The sequence below is a fragment of the Stenotrophomonas africana genome (genome assembly GCF_013004645.1).
Taxonomy (GTDB): Bacteria; Pseudomonadota; Gammaproteobacteria; order Xanthomonadales; family Xanthomonadaceae; genus Stenotrophomonas; species Stenotrophomonas africana.
In genome coordinates this window covers 89,377-110,809 of sequence record NZ_JABEME010000011.1, presented here as the reverse complement: position 1 = coordinate 110,809, position 21,433 = coordinate 89,377, and the positions used below count along the sequence as shown (strand labels likewise).

Below are 21,433 nucleotides of genomic sequence, written 5' to 3'. Positions count from 1 at the left end.
AATGGCGCCCCTTTACCCTGAACCATTCAGCCAGGCGCCCCGGAAGGCGGCCCGTCAGGCCTCAGGTCTTCTTCTTCGGCGCGATCATCATGACCATCTGACGCCCTTCCAGGCGCGGACGGGATTCAATGACGATGTCCTCGCCCAGATCGGTCTCGATCCGGTTGGCCATTTCGCGGCCCAGTTCCTGATGGCTCATTTCACGGCCACGGAAACGGATGTTGACCTTGATCTTGTCGCCTTCTTCAAGGAACCCGCGCATCTTGCGCAGCTTGATCTGGTAGTCGCCCTCGTCCGTGACCGGACGGAACTTCACTTCCTTGATCTCGACCTGCTTGGTCTTCTTCTTGGCCTCGCTGGCCTTCTTCTGCGCTTCGAACTTGAACTTGCCGAAGTCCATGATCTTGCAGACCGGCGGATCGGCCTGCGGCTGGATTTCGACCAGGTCCAGGCCTTCATCTTCGGCCATGGACAGCGCTTCGTCGCGCGACAACACGCCGATCATTTCACCGTCACTGCCGATCACGCGGACGCGCGGCACACGGATTTCCTGATTCTTGCGGTTCTGTTTGTTGTCAGGGGTGCTGATATTACGTTCTCCCAAGGGTATCGAACCGGTCCGGGTGCCTGTGCCCCCGGACCGGACCTTTGCTTACGCGCCCTCGGCCTGGAGCCGCTCGATGAAGGCCTGCAGGCTCATGCTGCCCAGGTCTTCGCCAGAACGCGTACGCACCGCCACAGCCCCATTCTCCTTCTCGCGGTCACCAATGACCAGCAGGTAGGGCACGCGCTGCAACGTATGCTCACGGATTTTATAGCCGATCTTCTCGTTACGCAAATCCGAGCTGACGCGGAAGCCTTGCTCCGCAAGGGTTTTGGTCACGCCCGAGACGTAGTCGGCCTGGGCGTCGGTGATGTTGGCCACCACCACCTGGGTCGGCGCCAGCCAAGCCGGGAACTGGCCGGCATGGTGCTCGATCAGGATGCCCAGGAAGCGCTCCATCGAGCCGACGATGGCGCGGTGCAGCATGACCGGATGCTTCTTCTGGCTGTTTTCGTCCACGTACTCGGCGCCGAGGCGGCCCGGCATCATGAAGTCGACCTGCATGGTGCCCAGCTGCCAGGTACGGCCGATGGCATCCTTCAGGTGGTACTCGATCTTCGGGCCGTAGAAGGCACCCTCGCCCGGCAGCTCCTGCCATTCCACGCCACAGGCGGACAGTGCCGAACGCAGTGCGCCCTCGGCCTTGTCCCAGGTGGCATCGTCGCCCAGACGCGATTCCGGACGCAGCGCGATCTTGATCTGGATCTCATCGAAACCGAAGTGCTGGTAGACCGCCAGCGCCTGCTGGTGGAAGGCAGTCACTTCCGACTCGATCTGGCTCTCGGTGCAAAACACGTGGCCGTCGTCCTGGGTGAAACCACGCACGCGCAGGATGCCGTGCAGCGCGCCGGACGGCTCGTTGCGGTGGCAGGAACCGAACTCACCGTAGCGGATCGGCAGGTCGCGGTAGCTGTGCAGGCCCTGGTTGAACACCTGGATGTGGCCCGGGCAGTTCATCGGCTTGACCGCGTAGGTGCGCTTCTCCGACTCGGTGAAGAACATGTTGTCCTGGTAGTTGTCCCAATGGCCGGACTTCTTCCACAGGCTCACGTCCAGGATCTGCGGGCAGCGCACTTCGCCGTAGCCGCTGTTGCGGTAGACCTTGCGCATGTACTGCTCGACCACCTGCCACAACGCCCAGCCCTTCGGGTGCCAGAACACCAGGCCCGGCGCTTCTTCCTGCAGGTGGAACAGGTCCTGCTGCTTGCCGATGCGGCGGTGGTCGCGCATCTCGGCTTCCTCGATGCGCTTGATGTACGCCTCGAGCTGCTTCTTGTCGGCCCAGGCGGTGCCGTAGATGCGCTGCAGCTGTTCGTTCTGCGCGTCACCGCGCCAGTAGGCGCCGGAGATGCGGGTCAGCTTGAAGGCCTTCAGGAAGCGCGTGTTCGGCACGTGCGGGCCGCGGCACATGTCCACGTATTCCTGGTGGTAGTACATGCCCATCGCCTGGATGTCGTCGGACATGTCCTCGATCAGGCGCAGCTTGTAGTCCTCGCCACGGGCCTTGAAGATCTCGATCACTTCGGCGCGCGGCGTCACCTTCTTGATGACGTCGTAGTCCTGGGCGATCAGCTCGCCCATGCGCTTCTCGATCGCCGCCATGTCGTCCGGGGTGAACGGGCGCTCGGAGTAGATGTCGTAGTAGAAGCCCTCGGCGATCACCGGGCCGATCACCATCTTCACGTCCGGGTACAGCTGCTTGACGGCGTGGCCGACCAGGTGGGCGCAGGAGTGGCGGATGATCTCCACACCCTCCTCGTCCTTGGCGGTAATGATTCGCAGGCTCGCATCGTGGTCGATGACGTCGCTGGCATCGACCAGCACGCCATCCACGGCACCGGCGATGGTGGCCTTGGCCAGGCCAGCGCCGATCGACTGGGCGACCTGCATGACGCTGACGGGGTTTTCGAATTCGCGGCGGCTGCCGTCGGGAAGAGTAATGTTGATCATCGCAGTGGCTTCGTGCGGGGCCCGCTGAGCGGGCTGGAAAGCGTTCCCGGGGCAGCGCCCGGGCAATAAAAAAGCGCCGCGAGGGCGCCTGGTACACAGGGCCTTCGGGGGCAGGTCAACAGTGGGCGGTGGTAGTGCTCATGTCGCACGCTCGGCCGGCGCTGGGCGCGGGCCACCTTGTTCCAGTCAGGGTTCTGCGATGATCTTAAACCAGTGCACGGGAAAGCCCAAGGCCCACCGTACGGTCCCCTGAATGGGTCTCGCTGGCGGCGTGAAATGGCAATGATTACCATGTCGGCGCAGGCGCCTCGTGCCAGCCTGCCCGCTTTCCCCAGGACCCCGTGATGCGCCACCCGCTCCGACCGGCTCCCGCCGGCCCCGCCCGTGTCCCGCGTTCGCCGGCCCGCTGCCACGCTGGCCGCCCGCGATGATCACCGTCGGCCTTTCCACGCTCGGCTTCTGCAGCCTGGGCATGCTGGCAGCGATGTTCTCGGCGCTGGCCTTCTATGCCGCCTCGCCGCACTGCCGCTGGCCACGCCTGCGCCGCGCCGGCCGCCTCGGCCACCAGATCGGCCTGGTCGCCGCGGCTGCCGCGCTGTGGCTGTGGATGGCCGAGCTCGGCTTTGCCGCCGGCCTGGTGGCCATGCTGTGCACCTGGATGCTGGCGGCGATGCTGCTGCCGGCGCTGGCCGCCTGGCACCGCCCCGGCACGGAGTCGCCCTGATGTGGCCGCGTGCCCTTGCCGGCATCATCGCTGGCTTCTTTCTGGCCGCAGCCACCACCGGCCTGCTGGCGTGGCTGCCGCCCGGCCCGTGGCAGCGGGCGCTGGTGCCGACCCTGATCGCCTTCATCCCGCTGTGGATGCTGGCCGCCCTGTGGGCGTTCAGTTTCCGCAGTGCGCTGCGCGCCTGGCTGGTGCTGGCCGGCAGCGCGGCCACCGGTTTCGCCGTGCTCGGGCTGCTGCGCCTGACCGGCGCGGTGCAATGAGACCCCTTCCATGAAGTTCAGTTCGCAGACCCTGCGCACGTTTACCACCCTGCACACCTGGGTCGGCCTGGTCGCCGGCTTCGGCCTGTTCGTGGCCTTCTACGCGGGTGCGCTGACCCTGTTCCATCACGACCTGCCGCTGTGGCAGACCCCGGGCGCAGCCACCGCGCTGCCAGCGGGCCTGGACGACGCGCAGTATCTGCTGGAAGACGTACTGGCGGCACACCCGGAAGCCCGCCGCCACGTCGGCATGACCTTCCCCGGCGCCGAACATCCGCAGCCACTTGCGTACTGGCAGACCGATGATGGCAGCTGGCGCTATGCCTGGCCCGGCCAGATCGCCGGCAGCACCACACCACCACAGACCGGACTGGCCGAGCTGGTCAACGAGCTGCATTACAGCCTCGGCCTGCCGGTGGCCGGCATCTACGTGATGGGCATCGTCAGCCTGCTGTATGGCATGGCGCTGCTGAGCGGCCTGGTGATCCACCTGCCGAAGCTGTTCAGTGATCTGTTCGCGCTGCGTCCGGGCCGCAACCTGAAGCAGCTGTGGCAGGACGCGCACAACGTGGTCGGCGTGCTCAGCCTGCCTTTCCACCTGATGTTTGCGGTGACCGGCGCCCTGCTCTGCCTGGTGTTCGTGCAGATGGCCCTGCTCAACCCGTTGATCTACGACGGCAAGGCCCTGCAGGCGGTGCCGACGGCGATGGACACCGCGCCCGTGCGCGAGGCCAGTGGCATTCCGGCGCCGCCGGGCAGCCTGCGCGTGCTGCATGCACGTGCGCTTGAAGTCGCCCGCGCACAGGGCGTGGCCAACTTCGAGCCGGCCTACCTGAAGCTGGCCAATGCCGGCGATGCCAATGCCACCATCGAGATCACCGGTGAATCCACCGGCACGCTCGGCCCGCTTGGCGCGGTGGCGCTGGACGTGACCACCGGCAACGTTCTGGCCTCGCAGCTACCGGGCCAGCGCGACGCCAACCATGCCACGCTCAGCGCCGCCTACGCGCTGCACTTCGGCGAATTCGGCAATGGCGTGGTGGTCTGGCTGTACTTCCTGCTCGGCCTCGGCGGTGCCTTCCTGTTCTACTCCGGCAACCTGTTGTGGATCGAATCGCGGCGCAGGCGCCGCCAGCCGCAGCAGCCGCGTGCCGGGGTGAACATGGCGCGGGCGACGGTCGGTGTGTGCATCGGCCTGTGCGTGGCGATCTCGGTCGCCTTCGTCACCGCACTGGTGCTGGAGCGGCTGGCGCCGACGGCGGTCGACCACGGCATCCGCTGGGCCTGCTTCGGCAGCTGGGCGGCCTGTGCGCTATGGGCCGCGCTGCGACGCCCGGCGCAGGCCGCACGCGAACTGCTGTGGGCGGCAGCGATCAGTACCGCACTGGTGCCGGTGCTGCACGGCGCACTCAATGGCGACTGGCTGTGGCGTGCTGCGGGGCGTGGTCACTGGCCGCTGTTCTGGGTCGATGCCATCGCGCTGGCCATGGCCTTCGGCTTCGCCCGCCTGGCCGTCGCCAGCCAGCGCCGCGCCCGCAACGGCGACCCCAACAGCGTCTGGGCCAACTGAGCCTCCGCCGGGCATGGCCCGGCGCGACCTACCGTTGCGCGCAACGCCCCCTGTAGCGTCGAGCTTGCTCGACAGCTGTTGATTTCGCGCCAAGCACCGTCGAGCAAGCTCGACGCTACCCAAGCAGGATCATGCCTCGCCCCGGTAACGACTCACTTCGATCAGGTTGCCATCCGGGTCGCGGAAATACACCGATTCGATCGGTCCCAGCGCGCCGGTGCGTGCGACCGGCCCCTCCTCCACCGCAACGGACTGCGCCTGCAGGTGGGCCAGCACATCGACTGTCGCCGTACGCGTGACCAGGCACAGGTCGGCACTGCCCGGCGTGGGTCGCCGCGCATGCGGCTGCAGCGGTGCACTGGCCGGATGCAGATTGATCTTCTGCTGGCCGAACTGCACCGCGGTACGGCCCGCACCGAAGCGCACGACCTGCATGCCGAGCACGCGCTGGTAGAAAGCACAGCTGCGTTCGATGTCGGCGACGGTGAGGACCAGGTGGTCCAAGCGTTCAAGATGGATCATGCCCACAGCGTAACGCTGCGGGCATGGACATGCTGTGCGGGGTTGGGTCGATGGCGTTGCGGCATTGCGCCGGACATCGCCTGATGCAGCTCAGTCGCCGATGCGCGCTTTCTGCCACGGGCCCAGCATGGCATTGAGCAGGCTGGCCTGTTCGTCGTCGCCGGTCAGCTCCCACATGAACACCCCGGCCAGGCCCTGCTCACGGGCGAACTGCGCACGCAGGCCGATCGAGCGCGGGTCTTCATAGCTGATGAAGATCTTCTGCCCGGCGTTGTACAGCCATGGGCTCTGCGCCTGCGGCTGCCAGTGCTTCGTCCAACCCGGCTGGTCGAGATAGCGTGCCTTGATCACCCGCCAGTCGCCGGCATCGGCCGGCGCACTGTAGGACTGGTACAGCCCATCCGGGGCATCGCCGGTGACCTTGAAGCCGCGCCCGTAGAACGGTACGCCCAGCACCAGCTTCTCGGCCGGCACGCCGTGCTCGCGGTAGTACTGCACCGCGCCGGCGACGTTGTTCCAGCGCCGCAGCTCCGGCGCCAGCGGATCGGCCGGCACTTCATGCAAGGGCGCGTTGAACGTCGACACTGCCGAGAAGCCGGTGCCCATGTCGTAGCTCATCAGGTTGATGAAATCGAACACCTTGGCCAACGCCGGCAGGTCATAGCTCGCTGCTGGATCGTACGGGCCATCGGTCTGCAGGCGACCGGCGGCCAGCGCAGCGGTCAGCAGCATCGGCTGCCCCGCCTTGCGGCCGTGCGCGTCGAGTGCCACGCGGAACGCCTGCGCGAGCCGGGTCAGATTGGCACGGTCCTGCGGGCGATGCGCCAGCTCTTTCGGCCCGCCACTGACCGGGAATTCCCAGTCGATGTCCACGCCGTCGAAACTGCCGGGATGACGATCGAAGAACAGCGCCATGCACGAGTCCACCAGGCGCTTGCGGCTGGCCTCGGTCAGCGCTGCATCGGAGAACCCACCTGCGCCCCAACCACCGATCGAGATCAGCGTGCGCAGGTGCGGGTGCGCCTTCTTGAGTTCAGCCAGCGCGGCGAAGTTCTTCGGCGCCTCCGCACCGACCGTGCAGCGGCCGTCCTCAATGGTGGAGAACGCATAGAACAGATGGGTCAGGCGCTCGGCGGGAATGCTCGACACCGGGTAGCGCTCGGCCGAACCACCGGGGTAGTAGGCGCCGAAGATCGGCGCTTGCGCGGGCGCGGCGAGCGCGGCGATGGGCAAGGCACCGGCAATCAGCACGGCAAGAACGGCCACGGTCTGGCGGAACATGGGAACTCCCGGTTCGAAGGCGCAGCCACGTTAGCAAACCGATGGGGCTGCGGGACGGTTGTCGCGGCATGTCGTCCAGTGGACAGCAACGATCAGCCAGAGGGCGACAACGAGGCAGTCATGCCACTGCCATCACGCATTGCAGCAGGACACGCGCCGACGCAACGCACCCGGCCCCCTGCTTCGGCGAACGTGGCCGCGGATCTTCAACCGCACATGGATATGAACACCGACACCCCGACTACGGCAACCTGCTGGACGATGCCTCCCTCGACGAACACCAGATACTGGAAGCGCGCGCCTACGATGCGTTCCACGAAGGCGACCTGGCGAAGGCGGTGGAGCTGTTCGGCGGACTGATCGCCATGGCCATCCGAGGGTCAACTGGGCGTTATAGCTGCAGCGGTCGAACACCGGAGCCTTGTGGCACAAGGCCTTCAGAATTCTTCAGGCCGGCTTCCAGCACTTCAGACGCAGCGCAGGCTCAATCGGGTTCCCTTTCGATGGAGTCCGACGATGCGTTCGATCCTGTCTGTCCTCACCCTGCTCTGCGCCATCTGTGGCGCGCCCCTCGCCGCCCGCGCCACGCCTCCGGACCCGACCCGGCTGGCGTCGCTGGAGCGTGCCATCGCCAGCGACGAGCTCAAGCAGATCCGCAGCGTGCTGCTGCAGGTCGATGGCACCGTGGTCTATGAGGGCTACTTCAACGGTGCAGATGCCGAGACCCTGCATGACGTGCGGTCGGCCAGCAAGAGCGTGACCGCGCTGCTGGTCGGCGCCGCCATCGGCGAGGGCACGCTGCCCGGCGTGCAGGCCCCGGTCTATGACTACTTCCCCGCCTTCACTGACCGGCACACGGTCGACCCGCGCCTGCGCGCTACCCGCGTACAGGACCTGCTGACCATGAGCAGCCTGTGGGAGTGCGATGACGAGAACCCATTCTCGGCCGGCCACGAGGAACGCATGTACGTAACCGAGAAATGGCTGGACTTTGCACTGAGCTTGCCGGTGAAGGGCTTCGCGCCGTGGATGCAGCGGCCGCAGGACAGCCCGCATGGGCGCGCATTCGCCTACTGCACTGCAAACCCGTTCGTACTGGGCGCGGTGCTTGAACAGGCCAGTGGGCAGCCGTTGGCCGATTACGCCGCGCGGGTGCTGGAGCGTCCGCTGGGGATCACCCACAGCCAATGGAACCGTTCGCCAGAAGGGATCGGCATGGGCGGCGGCGGCACCCGCTACCGCACGCGTGATCTGGCCCGCTTCGGTCAGCTCGTGCTCGATGGTGGCCGCTGGCAGGGCCGGCAGCTGATTCCGAAGGACTATGTCGAGACGATGGTACGGGCGCAGGCAACCGCCCCCGACGGCAGCGACTACGGCTATCAGTGGTGGGGCCTGAAGCTGGATGTGCACGGTTCACCGCGCACGGTATGGGCGATGTCCGGCAATGGCGGCAACTATGTGTTCGTAGTGCCCGAACAGCGCGTAGTGGCGGTGGTCACCAGCCAGGCGTTCAACCGCAGCTTCGCCCATCCGCAGTCGCGACGGATCCTCACCGAGTTCCTGTTGCCGGCGCTGCACTGAGCGAGGCCAGGTCGTCGGGGCGCCAGGCTGAGGCCAGCACCTGGGCGCGCTGCCGGCCGATATCGGTATCGAGGCGATCCAGCAGTGCCGCCCAGCCCGGGGTGTCGCGCAGGGGGGCGAACAGTGGCGTAGCACGCAGCCACGCCACATCGCGGAATCCGTCATCAACGGCCCGGTGCAGTGTTGCCACCGCGTCATTGCTGCGCCCAGCGGCCTGCAGCAACAACGCACGCTCCAGGGCTGCATCGGGCCAGCCGTCGCCGTCGCTGTCGCCGAACCTCCGCAGACGCTGATCGATCCACCCCTGATCCGCCGGCTGCGGTCCATGCAACGCCGCCAGGGCCTGCCCCAGCGACTGTTGGGGCCGCAGCTGGCGGCCACGCTCAAAGGCTTCGGCAGCGGCCGTGTGGTCACCGGCCAGCAACGCCAGTTCGCCCTGCAGGCGCAGCAGCTGCGGATGCGGCGTGCCACGCGCCAGCGCCTCGTCCAGCGCCTGCCGGGCCTGCTGCGGCGCGCCGGCCAGGTACAGGCTGCGCGGCCAGGCAATATTGGAGAAAACGTTGTCCGGGTACAGCTGGAAGTTGCGTGCGTGGCGAACCGCGGCCACCTGGGTGAAGCCCAGCAGTTCCAGCTCGCGCGCGACCTGCACATCACGGAAGCGGATGCGCTCGGGAGCCTTCAAGGTCAGGTTGGCCTGCAGCGCTGTGGCGAGCTGGCCGCGCTCCTGCTGCAGGTAGGCCAGCGATGCGCGGCTGCGCTCGTCTCCCGGGTCCAGTTCAATGGCGCGCGCATATCCCTGGATAGCCTTGCGCATGTTGCCCTGGCAGTCCTGCGCGTAGCCCCACAGCGCATGGGTGGCTGCGTCGCGCGGCGCACGCTGGCGCTCCAGTTCGGCCAGGGACAGCGCTTCGCTCAGCTGCGCGGGCGTACCGTTGAACAGGCACCCCTGCGCCGACAGAGCGCGAGACAGACCACGCCGCGCGCCAGCAGACTCCGGGTCGGCCTGCAATGCCTGCCGATACAGGCTGATGGCCCGTTCGTTGTTGCTGGCCTGGCCGATGCCGGCGTAGTAGTCGGCGCGCTGCAGCAACGCCTGTGCGCCGCTTTGCGATGCCGACCGCGACCACGGCAACAGTGCGGCCACCCCGCACAGTACCGCCACGGCGGCTACGCCCCAACCGAATCGGCGACGCCAGCGTGATCGCTCGGGCGGTACGGCCGCAGGCAGCGGCGGCACACACAGCTGGTAGCCGCGACCGCGCACCGAACGGATGTAGCGCGGGCGTCGGCTGTCGTCACCCAGGGCCTGGCGCAGCAGTTTGACCCGCTGGCTGACCGCATCTTCACCGACCACCGCCGGCGCCCAGACCTGCGCGGCAAGCGTGTCGAAATCCACGACGTCGGTGCCGTGCGCGAGAAGCACATCGAGCAGGGTCCAGCTGAGGCCGCTGACGGGCAATGCCTCGCCGTTGCGACTGACGCGCCGCGCCGGGCGATCGATGTCCAGGTCGAGCAGGCGCAGGGTGTCCATGGCCGAAGCATAGCGGCTGCAGCGCGCTGGATGACAGGCAAAGAAAAAGCGGGCCGAAGCCCGCTTTTTCATTTGCGAAAGCGTGAGGACCAACGGTCCCCACCCACCGCGCAATCGACCGGAGGTCGATTACTCGGCGCTGACGGCGTCGCCTTCTTCCACGGCCTTCATCGACAGGCGGATACGGCCCTGCTTGTCGACTTCCAGCACCTTGACCTTGACCACATCGCCTTCCTTCAGCACGTCGCCGACCTTCTCGACGCGATCGCTGGAGATCTGCGACACGTGGACCAGACCGTCCTTGCCCGGCAGGATCGTGACGAACGCACCGAAGTCCATGATCTTGGCGACCTTGCCTTCGTAGATGCGGCCCGGCTCGACATCCGAGGTGATCTGCTCGATGCGGGCCTTGGCAGCCTGCGCAGCGATGGCATTGACCGAAGCGATGACGATGGTGCCGTCGTCCTGGATGTCGATCTGGGTGCCGGTTTCCTTGGTGATGGCCTGGATGGTCGAGCCACCCTTGCCGATCACTTCGCGGATCTTGTCCGGGTGGATCTTGATGGTCAGCAGGCGCGGCGCGTAGTCCGACAGCTCTTCGCGCGGAGCGGTCAGGCCGTGGGCCATTTCGCCCAGGATGTGCAGACGACCAGCCTTGGCCTGCTGCAGCGCCTGCTTCATGATCTCTTCGGTGATGCCTTCGATCTTGATGTCCATCTGCAGGGCGGAGATGCCCTCAGCGGTACCGGCCACCTTGAAGTCCATGTCGCCCAGGTGATCTTCGTCACCCAGGATGTCGGACAGGACGACGAAGCGCTCGCCTTCCTTGACCAGACCCATGGCGATACCGGCAACCGGCGCCTTCACCGGCACGCCGGCGTCCATCAGGGCCAGCGAGGAACCGCAGACCGAAGCCATCGACGAGGAACCGTTCGACTCGGTGATTTCCGAGACGACGCGGATGGTGTACGGGAAGGCTTCCAGCGACGGCATGACAGCCAGCACGCCGCGCTTGGCCAGGCGACCGTGGCCGATTTCGCGGCGCTTCGGACCCATCATGCGGCCGCACTCACCCACCGAGAACGGAGGGAAGTTGTAGTGGAAGAGGAAGTTTTCCTTGTACTCACCGGCAACGGCGTCGATGACTTGGCCGTCACGGGCGGTGCCCAGGGTGATGGTCACGATGGCCTGGGTTTCGCCGCGAGTGAACAGCGAGGAACCGTGGGTACGCGGCAGCACGCCGGTCTTCACGGCGATCGGGCGGACGGTATCCAGCGCACGGCCGTCGATACGGACCTTGGTGTCCAGCACCGAGTCACGCATGGTGCGGTATTCCAGCTCGCCGAATTCCTTCGACAGCTCGGCCGGGTTCCAGCCTTCAGCGGCCACGCGGCCAGCCAGGGTTTCGAACACGTCCTTCTTGATCGCCGAGATGGCGTCGCGGCGCTGCAGCTTGTCGCGCACCTGGAAGGCTTCGCCCAGGCGCGGGCCGATGGCTTCCTTCAGGGCGGAGATCAGCACGTCGTTCTTGGCCGGGGCTTCCCAGGTCGACGGCTTGGTGCCGGCTTCGACGGTCAGCTCGTTGATCGCGTTGATGACCTTCTGCATCTCGCGGTGACCGAAGGTCACGGCGCCCAGCATCACTTCTTCGGACAGCAGCGCGGCTTCGGATTCAACCATCAGCACGGCGTTGGAGGTACCGGCGACGACCAGCTCCAGCTGCGAGTCAGCCAGTTCGCTGACGGTCGGGTTCAGGATGTACTCGCCGTTCTTGTAACCGACCTTGGCAGCGCCGATCGGGCCCATGAACGGGGTGCCGGCCAGCGACAGGGCAGCCGAGGCACCGATCAGGGCAGCAATGTCGCCGTCCACGTCCGGGTTCAACGACATGACCGTGGCGATGATCTGCACTTCGTTCTTGTAGTCTTCCGGGAACAGCGGACGGATCGGACGGTCGATCAGACGCGAGATCAGGGTTTCCTTCTCGGTCGCACGGCCTTCACGCTTGAAGAAACCACCCGGGATACGGCCGCCGGCGTAGAACTTTTCCTGATAATCGACGGTCAGCGGGAAGAAGTCCTGGCCTTCACGCGCGCTCTTGGCGGCGACGGCGGTGACCAGCAGTACGGTGTCGTCCATCTTGACGATGACGGCACCGCTGGCCTGACGGGCGACTTCGCCGGTCTCGAGCGTGACGGTGTGCTTGCCGTACTGGAAGGTTTTGGTGATTTTTGCCACGGAGGGTGTCCTTGGGGATGCTGTCTGCGAATTTGGACCGTCGGCGACCCTTGCCGCCAGCGGGTGGCCGGATCGTTCCGGCCTGAATCGGGGATTGCGGTGCTACAAAACAAAACCGCGGCGCATCGCTGCGCCGCGGGGGATTCGTTGCTTAGCGACGCAGGCCAAGCTTTTCAATCAGGGCCTTGTAACGCTCGACGTCCTTCTTCTTCAGGTAGTCGAGCAGGCTGCGACGGCGGTTGACCATCTGCAGCAGGCCGCGGCGGCTGTGGTGGTCCTTCTTGTGGGTCTTGAAGTGGCCGGTCAGCAGTTCGATGCGGGCGGTCAGCAGGGCAACCTGGACTTCCGGGGAGCCGGTGTCAGCCGAGCTGCGCTTGTTGTCTTCAATGACCTTCTGGGTGTCGATCGACATTTTCTTTTTTCTCTGTGATGCGTGGCCGGCAGGAACGCGCTTCGCGCACCGCCAGGCTCGCCGTGGACTACAAGGATGAAACCCGCGCGAGGCAGGCTGCCGGAAAACGGCCGCGAAATTGTAACGGGCGGGGGCTTCCGGGACAAGGACCGGGGCTGAACCGGCAGGCCAGGTCAGAGGTTGAAACGACGCTGCGGGGCCAGCAGGCCACTGTCATCGACCTGGCCCAATCCCTGGACAGCGTCGTCCGGACCGAACACGGCCACCAGGCCATGGGGCCAGGACGGGTCGCGCTGGCGCTGGCCGACGCAGAAGCGGTGGGTCTGATCGGCATCGAGGTCGATCCGCGGATACTCAGCCAGGCCGGCCGCCAATGGCAGCAGCAGCGCGTCCATGCCCGTCTCGTCACCCGCCTCGACCATCGCCCGCAGCTGATCCAGGGTGACCATCGCCGGTTCACGGAATGGCTCGACCCAGAGGCGGCGCAGCGCGCTGATGTGGGCACCACAGCCCAGCGCCTCGCCCAGGTCGCGGGCCAGGCTGCGGATGTAGGTGCCGGAGCCGCAGGTCACCCGCAGGCGCAGCCGTTCCGGCTGCTGCTCCAGCACCTCGATGGCATGCACGTGGACCTCGCGTTCCGGGGCCTCGATGACATCCCCACGGCGGGCCTTCACATACAGCGGTTCCCCACCCTGCTTCAGCGCCGAATAGATCGGGGCGCGTTGGCGGATGCTGCCGGTCAGCGGCACCAGCGCCGCCTGCAGGGCCTCGGCGCTGATCGAAGGCACCGGGCGCTGCAGCAGCACCTGGCCTTCGGCGTCATCGGTATCGGTGGTCTGGCCGAGCATGATCTCGGCGTCGTAGGCCTTGGCCGAGCCGAGCAGCAGGCCGGCGATCTTGGTTGCCTCGCCGAAGCACAGCGGCAACAGGCCGGTGGCCAGCGGATCAAGGCTGCCGGTATGGCCGCCCTTCTCGGCACGGAACAGGCGACGGGCCACCTGCAGGGCGGCGTTGGAGCTCATGCCGGTCGACTTGTCGAGCAGCAGGATGCCATCCAGGCGGCGGAACTGAATTCGGGTCATGACAGAATTTCGTAGAGTCGAGCCATGCTCGACTGCCGCAGCGGGGTCTGCATCAGACATCGCGCAGCCGGAATGCAACAACGCCGGGCATGCCCGGCGTCGCGCGCTTATTCTTCGTCGCTCTCGCGACGCTTCTCCGCGGCCAGCGTATCGGGCAGGTCGCGCAGGATGTTGTCGATGTGCTCACCACGGTCGACCGAGTCGTCGTAGTGGAAGTGCAGTTCCGGCACGTGGCGCAGCTTCATCGCGCGGGCCAGGTCCATGCGCAGGCGATAGCCCAGCTCCTTCAGGCCGGCCACGGCTTCAGCCGAACGTTCGGGCATCAGCGCGGTGACGAACACCTTGGCATGGGCCATGTCGCGGGTGATTTCCACGTCGGACACGCTCACCGAGGGCAACCCGTGCTCACGCACGGCGTTGTGCACCAGGGTGCCGAGTTCACGGCGCAGCTGGGCGGAGACACGGTCGGTTCGATGGAAAGTCTTGGGCACGAGGAGCTCTTGGTTCAGTTGTCACCCGACCAACGGTCGGGCGCTACCTTTGATTCGATTGTCGCCCGACCAACGGTCGGGCGCTACAGGTACATGGTGGGGCCCGACCGTTGGTCGGGCCGCCTTGCAGCATTACAGGGTGCGCGGCACTTCGATACGCTCGAAGCACTCGATCTGATCACCCGGCTTGACGTCGTTGTAGGCCTTCACCGCGATACCGCATTCGGTACCGTTGCGGACTTCCTCGACGTTCTCCTTGAAGCGACGCAGCGATTCCAGCTCGCCCTCGAAGATCACCACGCTGTCGCGCAGCACGCGGATCGGCTTGTTGCGCTTGACCACGCCCTCGATGACCATCGAACCGGCGACGGCGCCCAGCTTGGAGCTGCGGAAGACGTCGCGGACCTCGGCGATACCGATGATCTCTTCGCGGATCTCCACGCCCAGCAGACCGGAGGCCACCTGCTTCACCTGATCGATCACGTCATAGATGATTGAGAAGTAACGCAGGTCCACGCCGTTGGATTCAATGATGCGACGGGCCGAAGCATCCGCACGCACGTTGAAGCCGATGACGGTGGCCTTGGAAGCGGCCGCCGAGTTGGCGTCCGACTCGGTGATGCCGCCCACGCCGGAGTGGATCACGTTGATGCGGATGTCTTCGTTGGACAGCGCGACCAGTGCCTGGCTCAGGGCCTGCACCGAACCCTGCACGTCGGCCTTGATGACCAGGTTGAGGACCTGCTGGCCCTCGCCCTTGCCCAGGGTCGCCATGATGTCTTCCATGCGGCTGCCAGCGGTGGCGACCAGGCGCGATTCACGGCGCTTGGTCTCACGCTGCTGGGCAACGTCCTTGGCCAGACGCTCGTCCTCGACGACCACAAAGTCGTCACCGGCTTCCGGCACGCCGGACAGGCCCAGGACCTGCACCGGGATGGACGGGCCGGCGAACTCCGGCTGCTTGCCGGTTTCGTCGAACAGCGCACGCACGCGGCCGTACTGGATGCCGCACACCAGGTAGTCGCCCTTCTTCAGGCGGCCCTGCTGCACCAGCACCGTGGCGACCGGGCCACGGCCCTTGTCCAGCGACGATTCGATCACCACGCCCGCGGCGCGGCCTTCGTCGACCGCCTTCAGTTCCAGCAGTTCGGCCTGGATCGAGATGGCATCCAGCAGGTCGTCGACGCCCAGGCCGGTCTTGGCCGAGATCTCCACCATCTGGGTGTCACCACCGAAGTCTTCGGCCACGACCTGCTCGGACAGCAGTTCGTTCTTGACCCGCATCGGGTCGGCATCGGACTTGTCGATCTTGTTGATCGCCACGATCAGCGGCACACCCGCCGAACGCGCGTGCTGGATCGCTTCCTTGGTCTGCGGCATGACACCGTCATCGGCGGCCACGACCAGCACCACGATGTCGGTCAGCTTGGCGCCGCGCGCACGCATCGAGGTGAATGCCGCGTGGCCCGGGGTATCCAGGAAGCTGATCACGCCCTTCGGCGTATCCACGTGGTAGGCACCGATGTGCTGGGTGATGCCGCCGGCTTCGCCGGTGGCGACCTTGGTGCGGCGGATGTAATCCAGCAGCGAGGTCTTGCCGTGGTCGACGTGACCCATGATGGTGACCACCGGCGGACGCTGGGTGGCTTCGCCCTGGTTTTCACCGGTCGAGGCCAGCAGTGCGTCTTCGGCGTCGTTGTCGTTGGCACGGATCGCCTTGTGGCCGAGTTCTTCGGTCACCAGCGCGGCAGTGTCATGGTCGATGGACTGGGTGATGGTGGCCATCACGCCCATCTTGAACAGCGCCTTCACCACCTCGCCGCCCTTCAGCGCGAGCTTCTGCGCCAGGTCGGCCACAGTGATGGTGTCGCCGATCGCCACTTCACGCACCACCGGTGCGGTCGGACGCTCGAAGGCGTGCGGACCGGCGTTGCTGCCACCACGCGACATGTCGCGACGGCCGCCACTCTGGTTGCGACCACCCGGACGACCCCGGGTGTTGCTGTTGTTGCTGTTGCCACGACGCGCACGATCAGCCGCCGACAGATGCATCTGGCCGGCAAAGCGATCACCCGGGCCACGCTCGTTGCGCGGCGCGCTGCGGTTGTTGCGGTCGTCGCTGCGCGGCGGTGCCGGCGGTGCACCACGCGGTGCAGCCGGAGCGGCAGCCGGGGTACGCGGCGGGCGCGGCGCGGTTTCGTCGATCGGAGCGCGCACCTTCGGCTTGCTGGCAGCCAGCGCCTCGGCCGCCTTGGCGGCAGCGGCAGCTTCCTCGGCGGCCTTCTTCTCGGCCTCTGCGCGTTCCTTGGCGGCGACCTCTTCCTCACGGGCGCGGACAATGGCTTCGTCGCGCAGACGATCCTTCTCGGCCAGTGCCTGCTGTTCGGCGAGGTTGCGCGCGCGCGACTCTTCCAGCTTGCGCAGGATGTCGGCGCGTTCTTCGTCCGGGGTCATGGCGCGAGCACCATCCTTGACGTAGGTACGCTTCTGGCGCACCTCCACATTCACGGTCGTCTTGCTGCGACCGGAACTGACCGTCACTTCCTGCTGTTTCCGGCGGTTGAGCGTGATCTTCTTTGCAGACTGATCAGTTTCTTCCGGGGCCTGCTCGGGCTTGCCGTGCGAACGACGAAGGAAGCCCAGGAGCTTCACCTTCTCGGTGCTGGTCACGACCTGGTCGGGACCGCTGAACTTCATGCCGGCACCGGCCAGCTGTTCCAGCAGTTTTTCGACCGGCGTGTTGACCAGTTCGGCAAGCTTGCGGATGGTGGTTTGCTGCGACATTCGGATCCTATGATCTTGTGGGCGCCCCCCCGCATCTGGAGGTGGCGCGGATTCTACGCCCTGAGCGGCTCAGGGCCCTGTTCATTGCCGGCTCATTCGCCGCGTTCCAGTCGGGCGATCTCCTCGGCACGTGCGGCCAGGATCAGCGCAGCGGCGCGCGCCTGATCCAGCCCTTCGATGCCGAAGTCCATGACCTCGTCGGCGGCCAGATCGGACAGGTCCTCACTGGTGCGCACGCCGTGGCCGGCCAGCGCATATGCGGTGGCTTCGTCCATGCCCTTCAGGGACAGCAGGTCCTGCGCCGGCTGGCCGTCTTCAAGGCCTTCCTCGACTGCCAGGGCCTCATTGAGCAGCGCATCGCGGGCACGAGCGCGCAGCTCTTCGACGATGTCTTCGTCGAAACCTTCCACGGCCAGCAGTTCGCCGACCGGGACATATGCGATTTCCTCGACAGTGCCGAAGCCTTCGCTGACCAGGATGCCGGCGATTTCCTCGTCCACTTCCAGCTTGTCCATGAACAGCTGGCGGGCCGAAGCCTGCTCGGCCTCCGACTTGGCGGTGACCTGGTCCTGGGTCATCACGTTGAGCTGCCAGCCGGTCAGGCGGCTGGCCAGGCGCACGTTCTGGCCGCCCTTGCCGATTGCCTGGGCCAGGCGGTCTTCGGCAACGGCCAGGTCCATCGAGTGCTTGTCTTCATCGACGATGATCGACTGCACTTCAGCCGGCGCCATCGCGTTGATGACGAAGTTGGCCGGGTTGTCGTTCCACAGCACGATGTCCACGCGCTCGCCATTGAGCTCGTTGGACACGGCCTGCACGCGCGAACCGCGCATGCCGATGCAGGCACCGATCGGATCGGTGCGCTGGTCGTGGGCCAGCACGGCGATCTTGGCGCGATCGCCCGGGTCACGGGCACAGGCCTTGATTTCCACCAGGCCCTGGCCGACTTCCGGCACTTCCAGCTTGAACAGCTCGATCATGAATTCCGGGGCGGCACGGCTGATGAACAGCTGCGGGCCACGCGGTTCCGAACGGACTTCGGCCAGGTAGCCGCGCACGCGGTCACCAGCGCGCAGCACGTCGCGCGGAATGCCCTTGTCCTTCGGAATGAAGCCTTCGGCGTTGCCACCGAGGTCGACATAGATGTTGCCGCGCTCGGCGCGCTTGACCACACCGGTGATCAGCTCGCCGACGCGATCCTTCCAGGCATCCACGACCTGCTGACGCTCGGCTTCGCGCACGCGCTGGACGATGACCTGCTTGGCGGCCTGGGCGGCAATGCGCCCGAAATCCGGGTTTTCGATCTGCTCTTCGATGTAGTCGCCGACGTCCACGCCTTCGGCTTCATCGACGGCATCCATCAGGCGGATCTGGCGGTCCGGCGATTCCATGACCACGTCATCGGCCACCACTTCCCAGCGGCGGAAGGTTTCGTAGCTGCCATCCTTGTGGTCGATGACCACACGGGTCAGCACTTCCTCGTCGGGATAGCGCTTCTTCGCTGCCGAGGCCAGGGCGGCCTCGATGGCATCGAAGATCACTTCACGCGGCACGCCCTTCTCGTTGGCGACCGCGTCGACTACCAGCAACAGTTCCTTGCTCATTGGCTCACTCCGCGCGCGGCTTTTTTGCCGCCGGCTCGTTGGAAGAAGAATTCGTGTTCGGCTTCGGACGCTTCGGTGCCGGACCGGTCGGCTTGCTCGGGGCCAGCCCCAGCGCCACCCAGTCGGGCATGATCCGTGCCTTGTCGATGTTGTCGGCCGACACGACCACTTCGGCCTTGTCGACGATGAAGGTGATGGCACCTGCGGTCTCGTCGATGGCTTCGATGCGGCCCTGCAGGCGGCGACGGTTGTCCTGCGGCAGCTTCAGCGTGACCTTGGCCATTTCGCCGAGGTGACGGCCGAACTGCTCCAGGTTGAACAGCGGGCGATCGACGCCCGGCGAAGACACTTCCAGCGTGTAGTTGCCGCTGATCGGGTCTTCGACGTCCATCTGTGCCGACACTTCGCGGCTGACCCGCTCGCAGTCGTCGACATTGATGATGCGCTCGGGCTGTTCAGCCAGCGGCACGTCGATGTAAAGGCGCAGGGTCGCACCGCCGGGGGCCGGCAGATACTCAACGCCCAGCAGCTCCAGGCCCAGCGACACAACGGTCGGGGCGAGCAGATTCGCGATGTCGGTTGCCTTGTCGCTCACAGCCTGCCTTGATCTCTTGGTTGGGTGCCGGCCTTGGCCGGCATGGAAACATGACGCCCCGGAAACGACAAAGGGCCCGCTGGGCCCCTTTTCCGGAAAGACTCCGGTGACTGGATTCCGGTTGCAACCTGCAGTGCCTGCCGGTTGCGGCCCTCCTTCCGGGTCCGGACTCCCGCTGGGAGGCCGCCTTCAGGGGTATTGCTAGGCCGCTGATGATAGCGACTGCACCGCGCTGGTGCAAGGTGCGGGACCGCGGTCAGGCCCCTTTTCCACACCGGCAGTCGAGCATGGCTCGCCTCTACCAGAACGGAACCAATCCAAAGAAAAACGCCCTCGAAGCAGGACTTCGAAGGCGATCTCTTTACTTGGTAGCGGGGGCAGGATTTGAACCTGCGACCTTCGGGTTATGAGCCCGACGAGCTGCCAGACTGCTCCACCCCGCATCAGAAGCGGAATTATGAGGCATAACTTCAAAACCTGCAAGCTTTTCCTCATTCATCGAACTGGTTGGCGCCGATTCGATGTGTTGGTAGCGGGGGCAGGATTTGAACCTGCGACCTTCGGGTTATGAGCCCGACGAGCTGCCAGACTGCTCCACCCCGCACCGGAAGTATTTGAACTGCTGCCCTGCTCTTTCGAGGAGGGCTACCGCAACGATGTTCTGGCTGAACCGCTGCAGTGACAACTCAGGCTGCGCATATTACACGAATCGCGCAGCTTTGTGTCAACTTTTATGCAAGATGCGCAAATGCCTGCTGGCACCAGACCATGATCGGGTTCCAGGCCAGGCCCAGCGCCAGCAGCGCCAGCGCGTTCACGCCGAGCACCAGGCCCAGCACGCGGTCGTTGCTGCGCGGCATGGCCTCGCCCACCGGCTCATCGAAGTACATGACCTTGATGACGCGCAGGTAGTAGAAGCAGCCGACCACAGCACACAGCACGCCGAGAATGGCCAGCCACAGCAGGCCGCCGTTGACGGCCGCGCCCAGCACCGCCAGCTTGGTCCAGAAGCCCAGGAACGGCGGGATGCCGGCCAGCGACGCCATGATGCACAGCACCAGGCCGGCCATCCACGGGTTGCGGGCATTCAGGCCCTTGAAGTCTTCGATGTTCTCGGCTTCGAAACCGGCACGCGACAGCGCGATGATCGCACCGAAGGCGGCGGTGGACATGATGGCGTAGGCCAGCGCGTAGAACAGCGCGGCGGCATAGCCCTGCGAACCGCCACCGGCGATACCCATCAGCAGGAAGCCGATGTGCGAGACGGTGGAGAACGCCAGCATGCGCTTGAGGTTGCTCTGCGCGATGGCCATCAGGTTGCCGATGACCAGCGAGACCGCGGCCAGGCCGGCAATCAGCAGCTGCAGTTCGGTCGACAGCGGACCCACGCCCATTTCCAGCAGGCGGTAGGCCATGCCGAACGCGGCCAGCTTCGGCGCCGAGCTGATGAACAGAGCGATCGGTGCCGGAGCACCCTGGTACACGTCCGGCAGCCACATGTGGAACGGCGCGGCACCCAGCTTGAAGGCGACGCCGGCGATCATGAACACCGCACCGGTGATCAGCAGCACGCGCTCTTCCGAGTGCGGGATGGCCTCACGGATGACGTCCAGGTGCAGGCTGCCGGTGGCGCCGTAGATCAGCGACATGCCGTACAGCAGCAGGCCCGAGGCCAGCGAACCCAGCACGATGTACTTCATCGCCGCTTCCGAGGCCAGGCCGTTCTCACGGTTGCTGGCAACCAGCGCGTAGGAGCACAGCGCCAGCAGTTCCAGGCCCAGGTAGACCATCAGCAGGCTGCCGGCCGAGACCAGGATCATCATGCCGGCGGTGCCGAACAGGATCAGCACCGGGATCTCGCCCTGGAACAGGTTGCGGTCACGCAGGTAACGCCAGCCGTAGACCAGGGTCAGGCCGCTGAGCAGCACGATCCCGGTCTTCATCACGTCCGCGGCGGTATCGCGCACGAACATGCCATGGAAGACCTCCCCCTGCCCGCCCACGCCGGTGGCCAGCATGAACAGCACCACGGCCAGCGCAGCGAGCGAGAACAGGTGGGTGACGATCTTGTTCCGGTTGCTGACGAACAGGTCGAGGATCATCAGGGCGAAGGCGCTGCCGATCAGCACCAGCTCGGGAGCGAGTGGTGGCAGGTCAGCGGCGGTCAATGGCAGCAGCGGCGAGGTGGTCATCATCAAATC

At 65.9% G+C, this 21,433-nt stretch carries 17 protein-coding genes and 2 tRNA genes; 4 read left to right on the top strand and 15 right to left on the bottom strand.

All coding sequences use genetic code 11. The features are described from left to right. Positions 1 to 61 precede the first annotated feature (61 nt). Together infC and thrS are read right to left on the bottom strand one after the other, a co-directional pair. Positions 62 to 604: a translation initiation factor IF-3 gene (infC, locus tag HLA98_RS17420; RefSeq protein WP_079222586.1), complete on the bottom strand. Its 543-nt coding sequence runs from the start codon at positions 602 to 604 to the stop codon at positions 62 to 64. Between the two features lie 48 nt (positions 605 to 652). Then, positions 653 to 2,554 (bottom strand): threonine--tRNA ligase, encoded by a 1,902-nt coding sequence (thrS, locus tag HLA98_RS17415; protein WP_057502008.1) that lies wholly within the window; start codon positions 2,552 to 2,554, stop codon positions 653 to 655. A 427-nt stretch (positions 2,555 to 2,981) separates the two neighbouring features. Here thrS and HLA98_RS17410 point away from each other — a divergent pair, with 427 nt between their 5' ends. The 3 genes from HLA98_RS17410 to HLA98_RS17400 are packed head-to-tail and all read left to right on the top strand — an operon-like array spanning position 2,982 to position 5,111. Continuing rightward, positions 2,982 to 3,278, top strand: coding sequence for a hypothetical protein (locus HLA98_RS17410; protein WP_049445770.1), 297 nt, complete (start codon positions 2,982 to 2,984; stop codon positions 3,276 to 3,278). Then, the gene (locus HLA98_RS17405; protein WP_057502009.1) at positions 3,278 to 3,541 is read left to right on the top strand and encodes a hypothetical protein; all 264 of its coding nucleotides are present in this window, start codon (positions 3,278 to 3,280) and stop codon (positions 3,539 to 3,541) included. Before HLA98_RS17410 ends, HLA98_RS17405 begins: the two co-directional genes overlap by 1 nt. Positions 3,542 to 3,551: 10 nt before the next feature. Next, entirely contained in the window at positions 3,552 to 5,111 is a 1,560-nt protein-coding gene (locus HLA98_RS17400; protein WP_057502010.1) for a PepSY-associated TM helix domain-containing protein, read from the top strand. Between the two features lie 129 nt (positions 5,112 to 5,240). Here the strand turns inward: HLA98_RS17400 and HLA98_RS17395 are convergent, their stop codons facing one another. Together HLA98_RS17395 and HLA98_RS17390 are read right to left on the bottom strand one after the other, a co-directional pair. Next, positions 5,241 to 5,633 carry a VOC family protein gene (locus tag HLA98_RS17395; RefSeq protein ID WP_057502011.1) on the bottom strand — a complete coding sequence of 131 codons (393 nt, stop codon included), beginning with the start codon at positions 5,631 to 5,633 and terminating at the stop codon, positions 5,241 to 5,243. Positions 5,634 to 5,723: 90 nt separating this feature from the next. Continuing rightward, the gene (locus HLA98_RS17390) at positions 5,724 to 6,914 is read right to left on the bottom strand and encodes a glycoside hydrolase family 18 protein (protein ID WP_049445762.1); all 1,191 of its coding nucleotides are present in this window, start codon (positions 6,912 to 6,914) and stop codon (positions 5,724 to 5,726) included. A gap of 516 nt (positions 6,915 to 7,430) precedes the next feature. On the opposite strand from HLA98_RS17390, the gene HLA98_RS17385 reads away from it, so the two are divergent. Next, positions 7,431 to 8,495 (top strand): serine hydrolase domain-containing protein, encoded by a 1,065-nt coding sequence (locus tag HLA98_RS17385; RefSeq protein WP_080392960.1) that lies wholly within the window; start codon positions 7,431 to 7,433, stop codon positions 8,493 to 8,495. On the opposite strand, the gene HLA98_RS17380 is transcribed toward HLA98_RS17385, so the two are convergent. The 11 genes from HLA98_RS17380 to nuoN all read right to left on the bottom strand — a co-directional run bounded on the left by HLA98_RS17380 (position 8,464) and on the right by nuoN (position 21,424). Next, positions 8,464 to 10,026, bottom strand: coding sequence for a winged helix-turn-helix transcriptional regulator (locus tag HLA98_RS17380; RefSeq protein WP_057502012.1), 1,563 nt, complete (start codon positions 10,024 to 10,026; stop codon positions 8,464 to 8,466). The two genes, HLA98_RS17385 and HLA98_RS17380, sit on opposite strands and share 32 nt — an antisense overlap. Before the next feature lie 129 nt (positions 10,027 to 10,155). Continuing rightward, positions 10,156 to 12,264, bottom strand: coding sequence for a polyribonucleotide nucleotidyltransferase (gene pnp, locus HLA98_RS17375; RefSeq protein WP_057502013.1), 2,109 nt, complete (start codon positions 12,262 to 12,264; stop codon positions 10,156 to 10,158). A 151-nt stretch (positions 12,265 to 12,415) separates the two neighbouring features. Next, entirely contained in the window at positions 12,416 to 12,676 is a 261-nt protein-coding gene (gene rpsO, locus HLA98_RS17370) for a 30S ribosomal protein S15 (protein WP_005410445.1), read from the bottom strand. A gap of 173 nt (positions 12,677 to 12,849) precedes the next feature. Beyond that, positions 12,850 to 13,758: a tRNA pseudouridine(55) synthase TruB gene (truB, locus tag HLA98_RS17365; protein WP_049445758.1), complete on the bottom strand. Its 909-nt coding sequence runs from the start codon at positions 13,756 to 13,758 to the stop codon at positions 12,850 to 12,852. 107 nt (positions 13,759 to 13,865) lie between these two features. Next, on the bottom strand, positions 13,866 to 14,249 hold the full coding sequence (gene rbfA / locus HLA98_RS17360) for a 30S ribosome-binding factor RbfA (protein ID WP_005410447.1): 384 nt from the start codon (positions 14,247 to 14,249) through the stop codon (positions 13,866 to 13,868). A 132-nt stretch (positions 14,250 to 14,381) separates the two neighbouring features. Further along, entirely contained in the window at positions 14,382 to 17,033 is a 2,652-nt protein-coding gene (infB, locus tag HLA98_RS17355) for a translation initiation factor IF-2 (RefSeq protein WP_057502014.1), read from the bottom strand. A gap of 92 nt (positions 17,034 to 17,125) precedes the next feature. Beyond that, positions 17,126 to 18,637 carry a transcription termination factor NusA gene (nusA, locus tag HLA98_RS17350; RefSeq protein WP_005410449.1) on the bottom strand — a complete coding sequence of 504 codons (1,512 nt, stop codon included), beginning with the start codon at positions 18,635 to 18,637 and terminating at the stop codon, positions 17,126 to 17,128. A gap of 4 nt (positions 18,638 to 18,641) precedes the next feature. Further along, positions 18,642 to 19,232: a ribosome maturation factor RimP gene (rimP, locus tag HLA98_RS17345; protein WP_032128649.1), complete on the bottom strand. Its 591-nt coding sequence runs from the start codon at positions 19,230 to 19,232 to the stop codon at positions 18,642 to 18,644. Positions 19,233 to 19,598: 366 nt separating this feature from the next. After that, positions 19,599 to 19,675 (bottom strand) — tRNA-Met (locus HLA98_RS17340). Positions 19,676 to 19,759: 84 nt separating this feature from the next. Continuing rightward, a tRNA-Met gene (locus HLA98_RS17335) sits at positions 19,760 to 19,836 on the bottom strand. Between the two features lie 127 nt (positions 19,837 to 19,963). Further along, positions 19,964 to 21,424, bottom strand: a complete 1,461-nt coding sequence (nuoN, locus tag HLA98_RS17330; protein ID WP_032128648.1) for an NADH-quinone oxidoreductase subunit NuoN — start codon at positions 21,422 to 21,424, stop codon at positions 19,964 to 19,966. Positions 21,425 to 21,433: the final 9 nt, after the last annotated feature.

What these genes read in the sequence shown, in the direction of transcription:
- thrS (WP_057502008.1), bottom strand. Translation starts at nt 2,554, where the DNA reads ATGATCAACATTACTCTTCCCGACGGCAGCCGCCGCGAATTCGAAAAC.
- HLA98_RS17390 (WP_049445762.1), bottom strand. Translation starts at nt 6,914, where the DNA reads ATGTTCCGCCAGACCGTGGCCGTTCTTGCCGTGCTGATTGCCGGTGCC.
- infB (WP_057502014.1), bottom strand. Translation starts at nt 17,033, where the DNA reads ATGTCGCAGCAAACCACCATCCGCAAGCTTGCCGAACTGGTCAACACG.
- HLA98_RS17405 (WP_057502009.1), top strand. Translation starts at nt 3,278, where the DNA reads ATGTGGCCGCGTGCCCTTGCCGGCATCATCGCTGGCTTCTTTCTGGCC.
- HLA98_RS17410 (WP_049445770.1), top strand. Translation starts at nt 2,982, where the DNA reads ATGATCACCGTCGGCCTTTCCACGCTCGGCTTCTGCAGCCTGGGCATG.
- truB (WP_049445758.1), bottom strand. Translation starts at nt 13,758, where the DNA reads ATGACCCGAATTCAGTTCCGCCGCCTGGATGGCATCCTGCTGCTCGAC.
- HLA98_RS17385 (WP_080392960.1), top strand. Translation starts at nt 7,431, where the DNA reads ATGCGTTCGATCCTGTCTGTCCTCACCCTGCTCTGCGCCATCTGTGGC.
- nuoN (WP_032128648.1), bottom strand. Translation starts at nt 21,424, where the DNA reads ATGACCACCTCGCCGCTGCTGCCATTGACCGCCGCTGACCTGCCACCA.
- rpsO (WP_005410445.1), bottom strand. Translation starts at nt 12,676, where the DNA reads ATGTCGATCGACACCCAGAAGGTCATTGAAGACAACAAGCGCAGCTCG.
- HLA98_RS17395 (WP_057502011.1), bottom strand. Translation starts at nt 5,633, where the DNA reads ATGATCCATCTTGAACGCTTGGACCACCTGGTCCTCACCGTCGCCGAC.
- HLA98_RS17380 (WP_057502012.1), bottom strand. Translation starts at nt 10,026, where the DNA reads ATGGACACCCTGCGCCTGCTCGACCTGGACATCGATCGCCCGGCGCGG.
- nusA (WP_005410449.1), bottom strand. Translation starts at nt 18,637, where the DNA reads ATGAGCAAGGAACTGTTGCTGGTAGTCGACGCGGTCGCCAACGAGAAG.
- HLA98_RS17400 (WP_057502010.1), top strand. Translation starts at nt 3,552, where the DNA reads ATGAAGTTCAGTTCGCAGACCCTGCGCACGTTTACCACCCTGCACACC.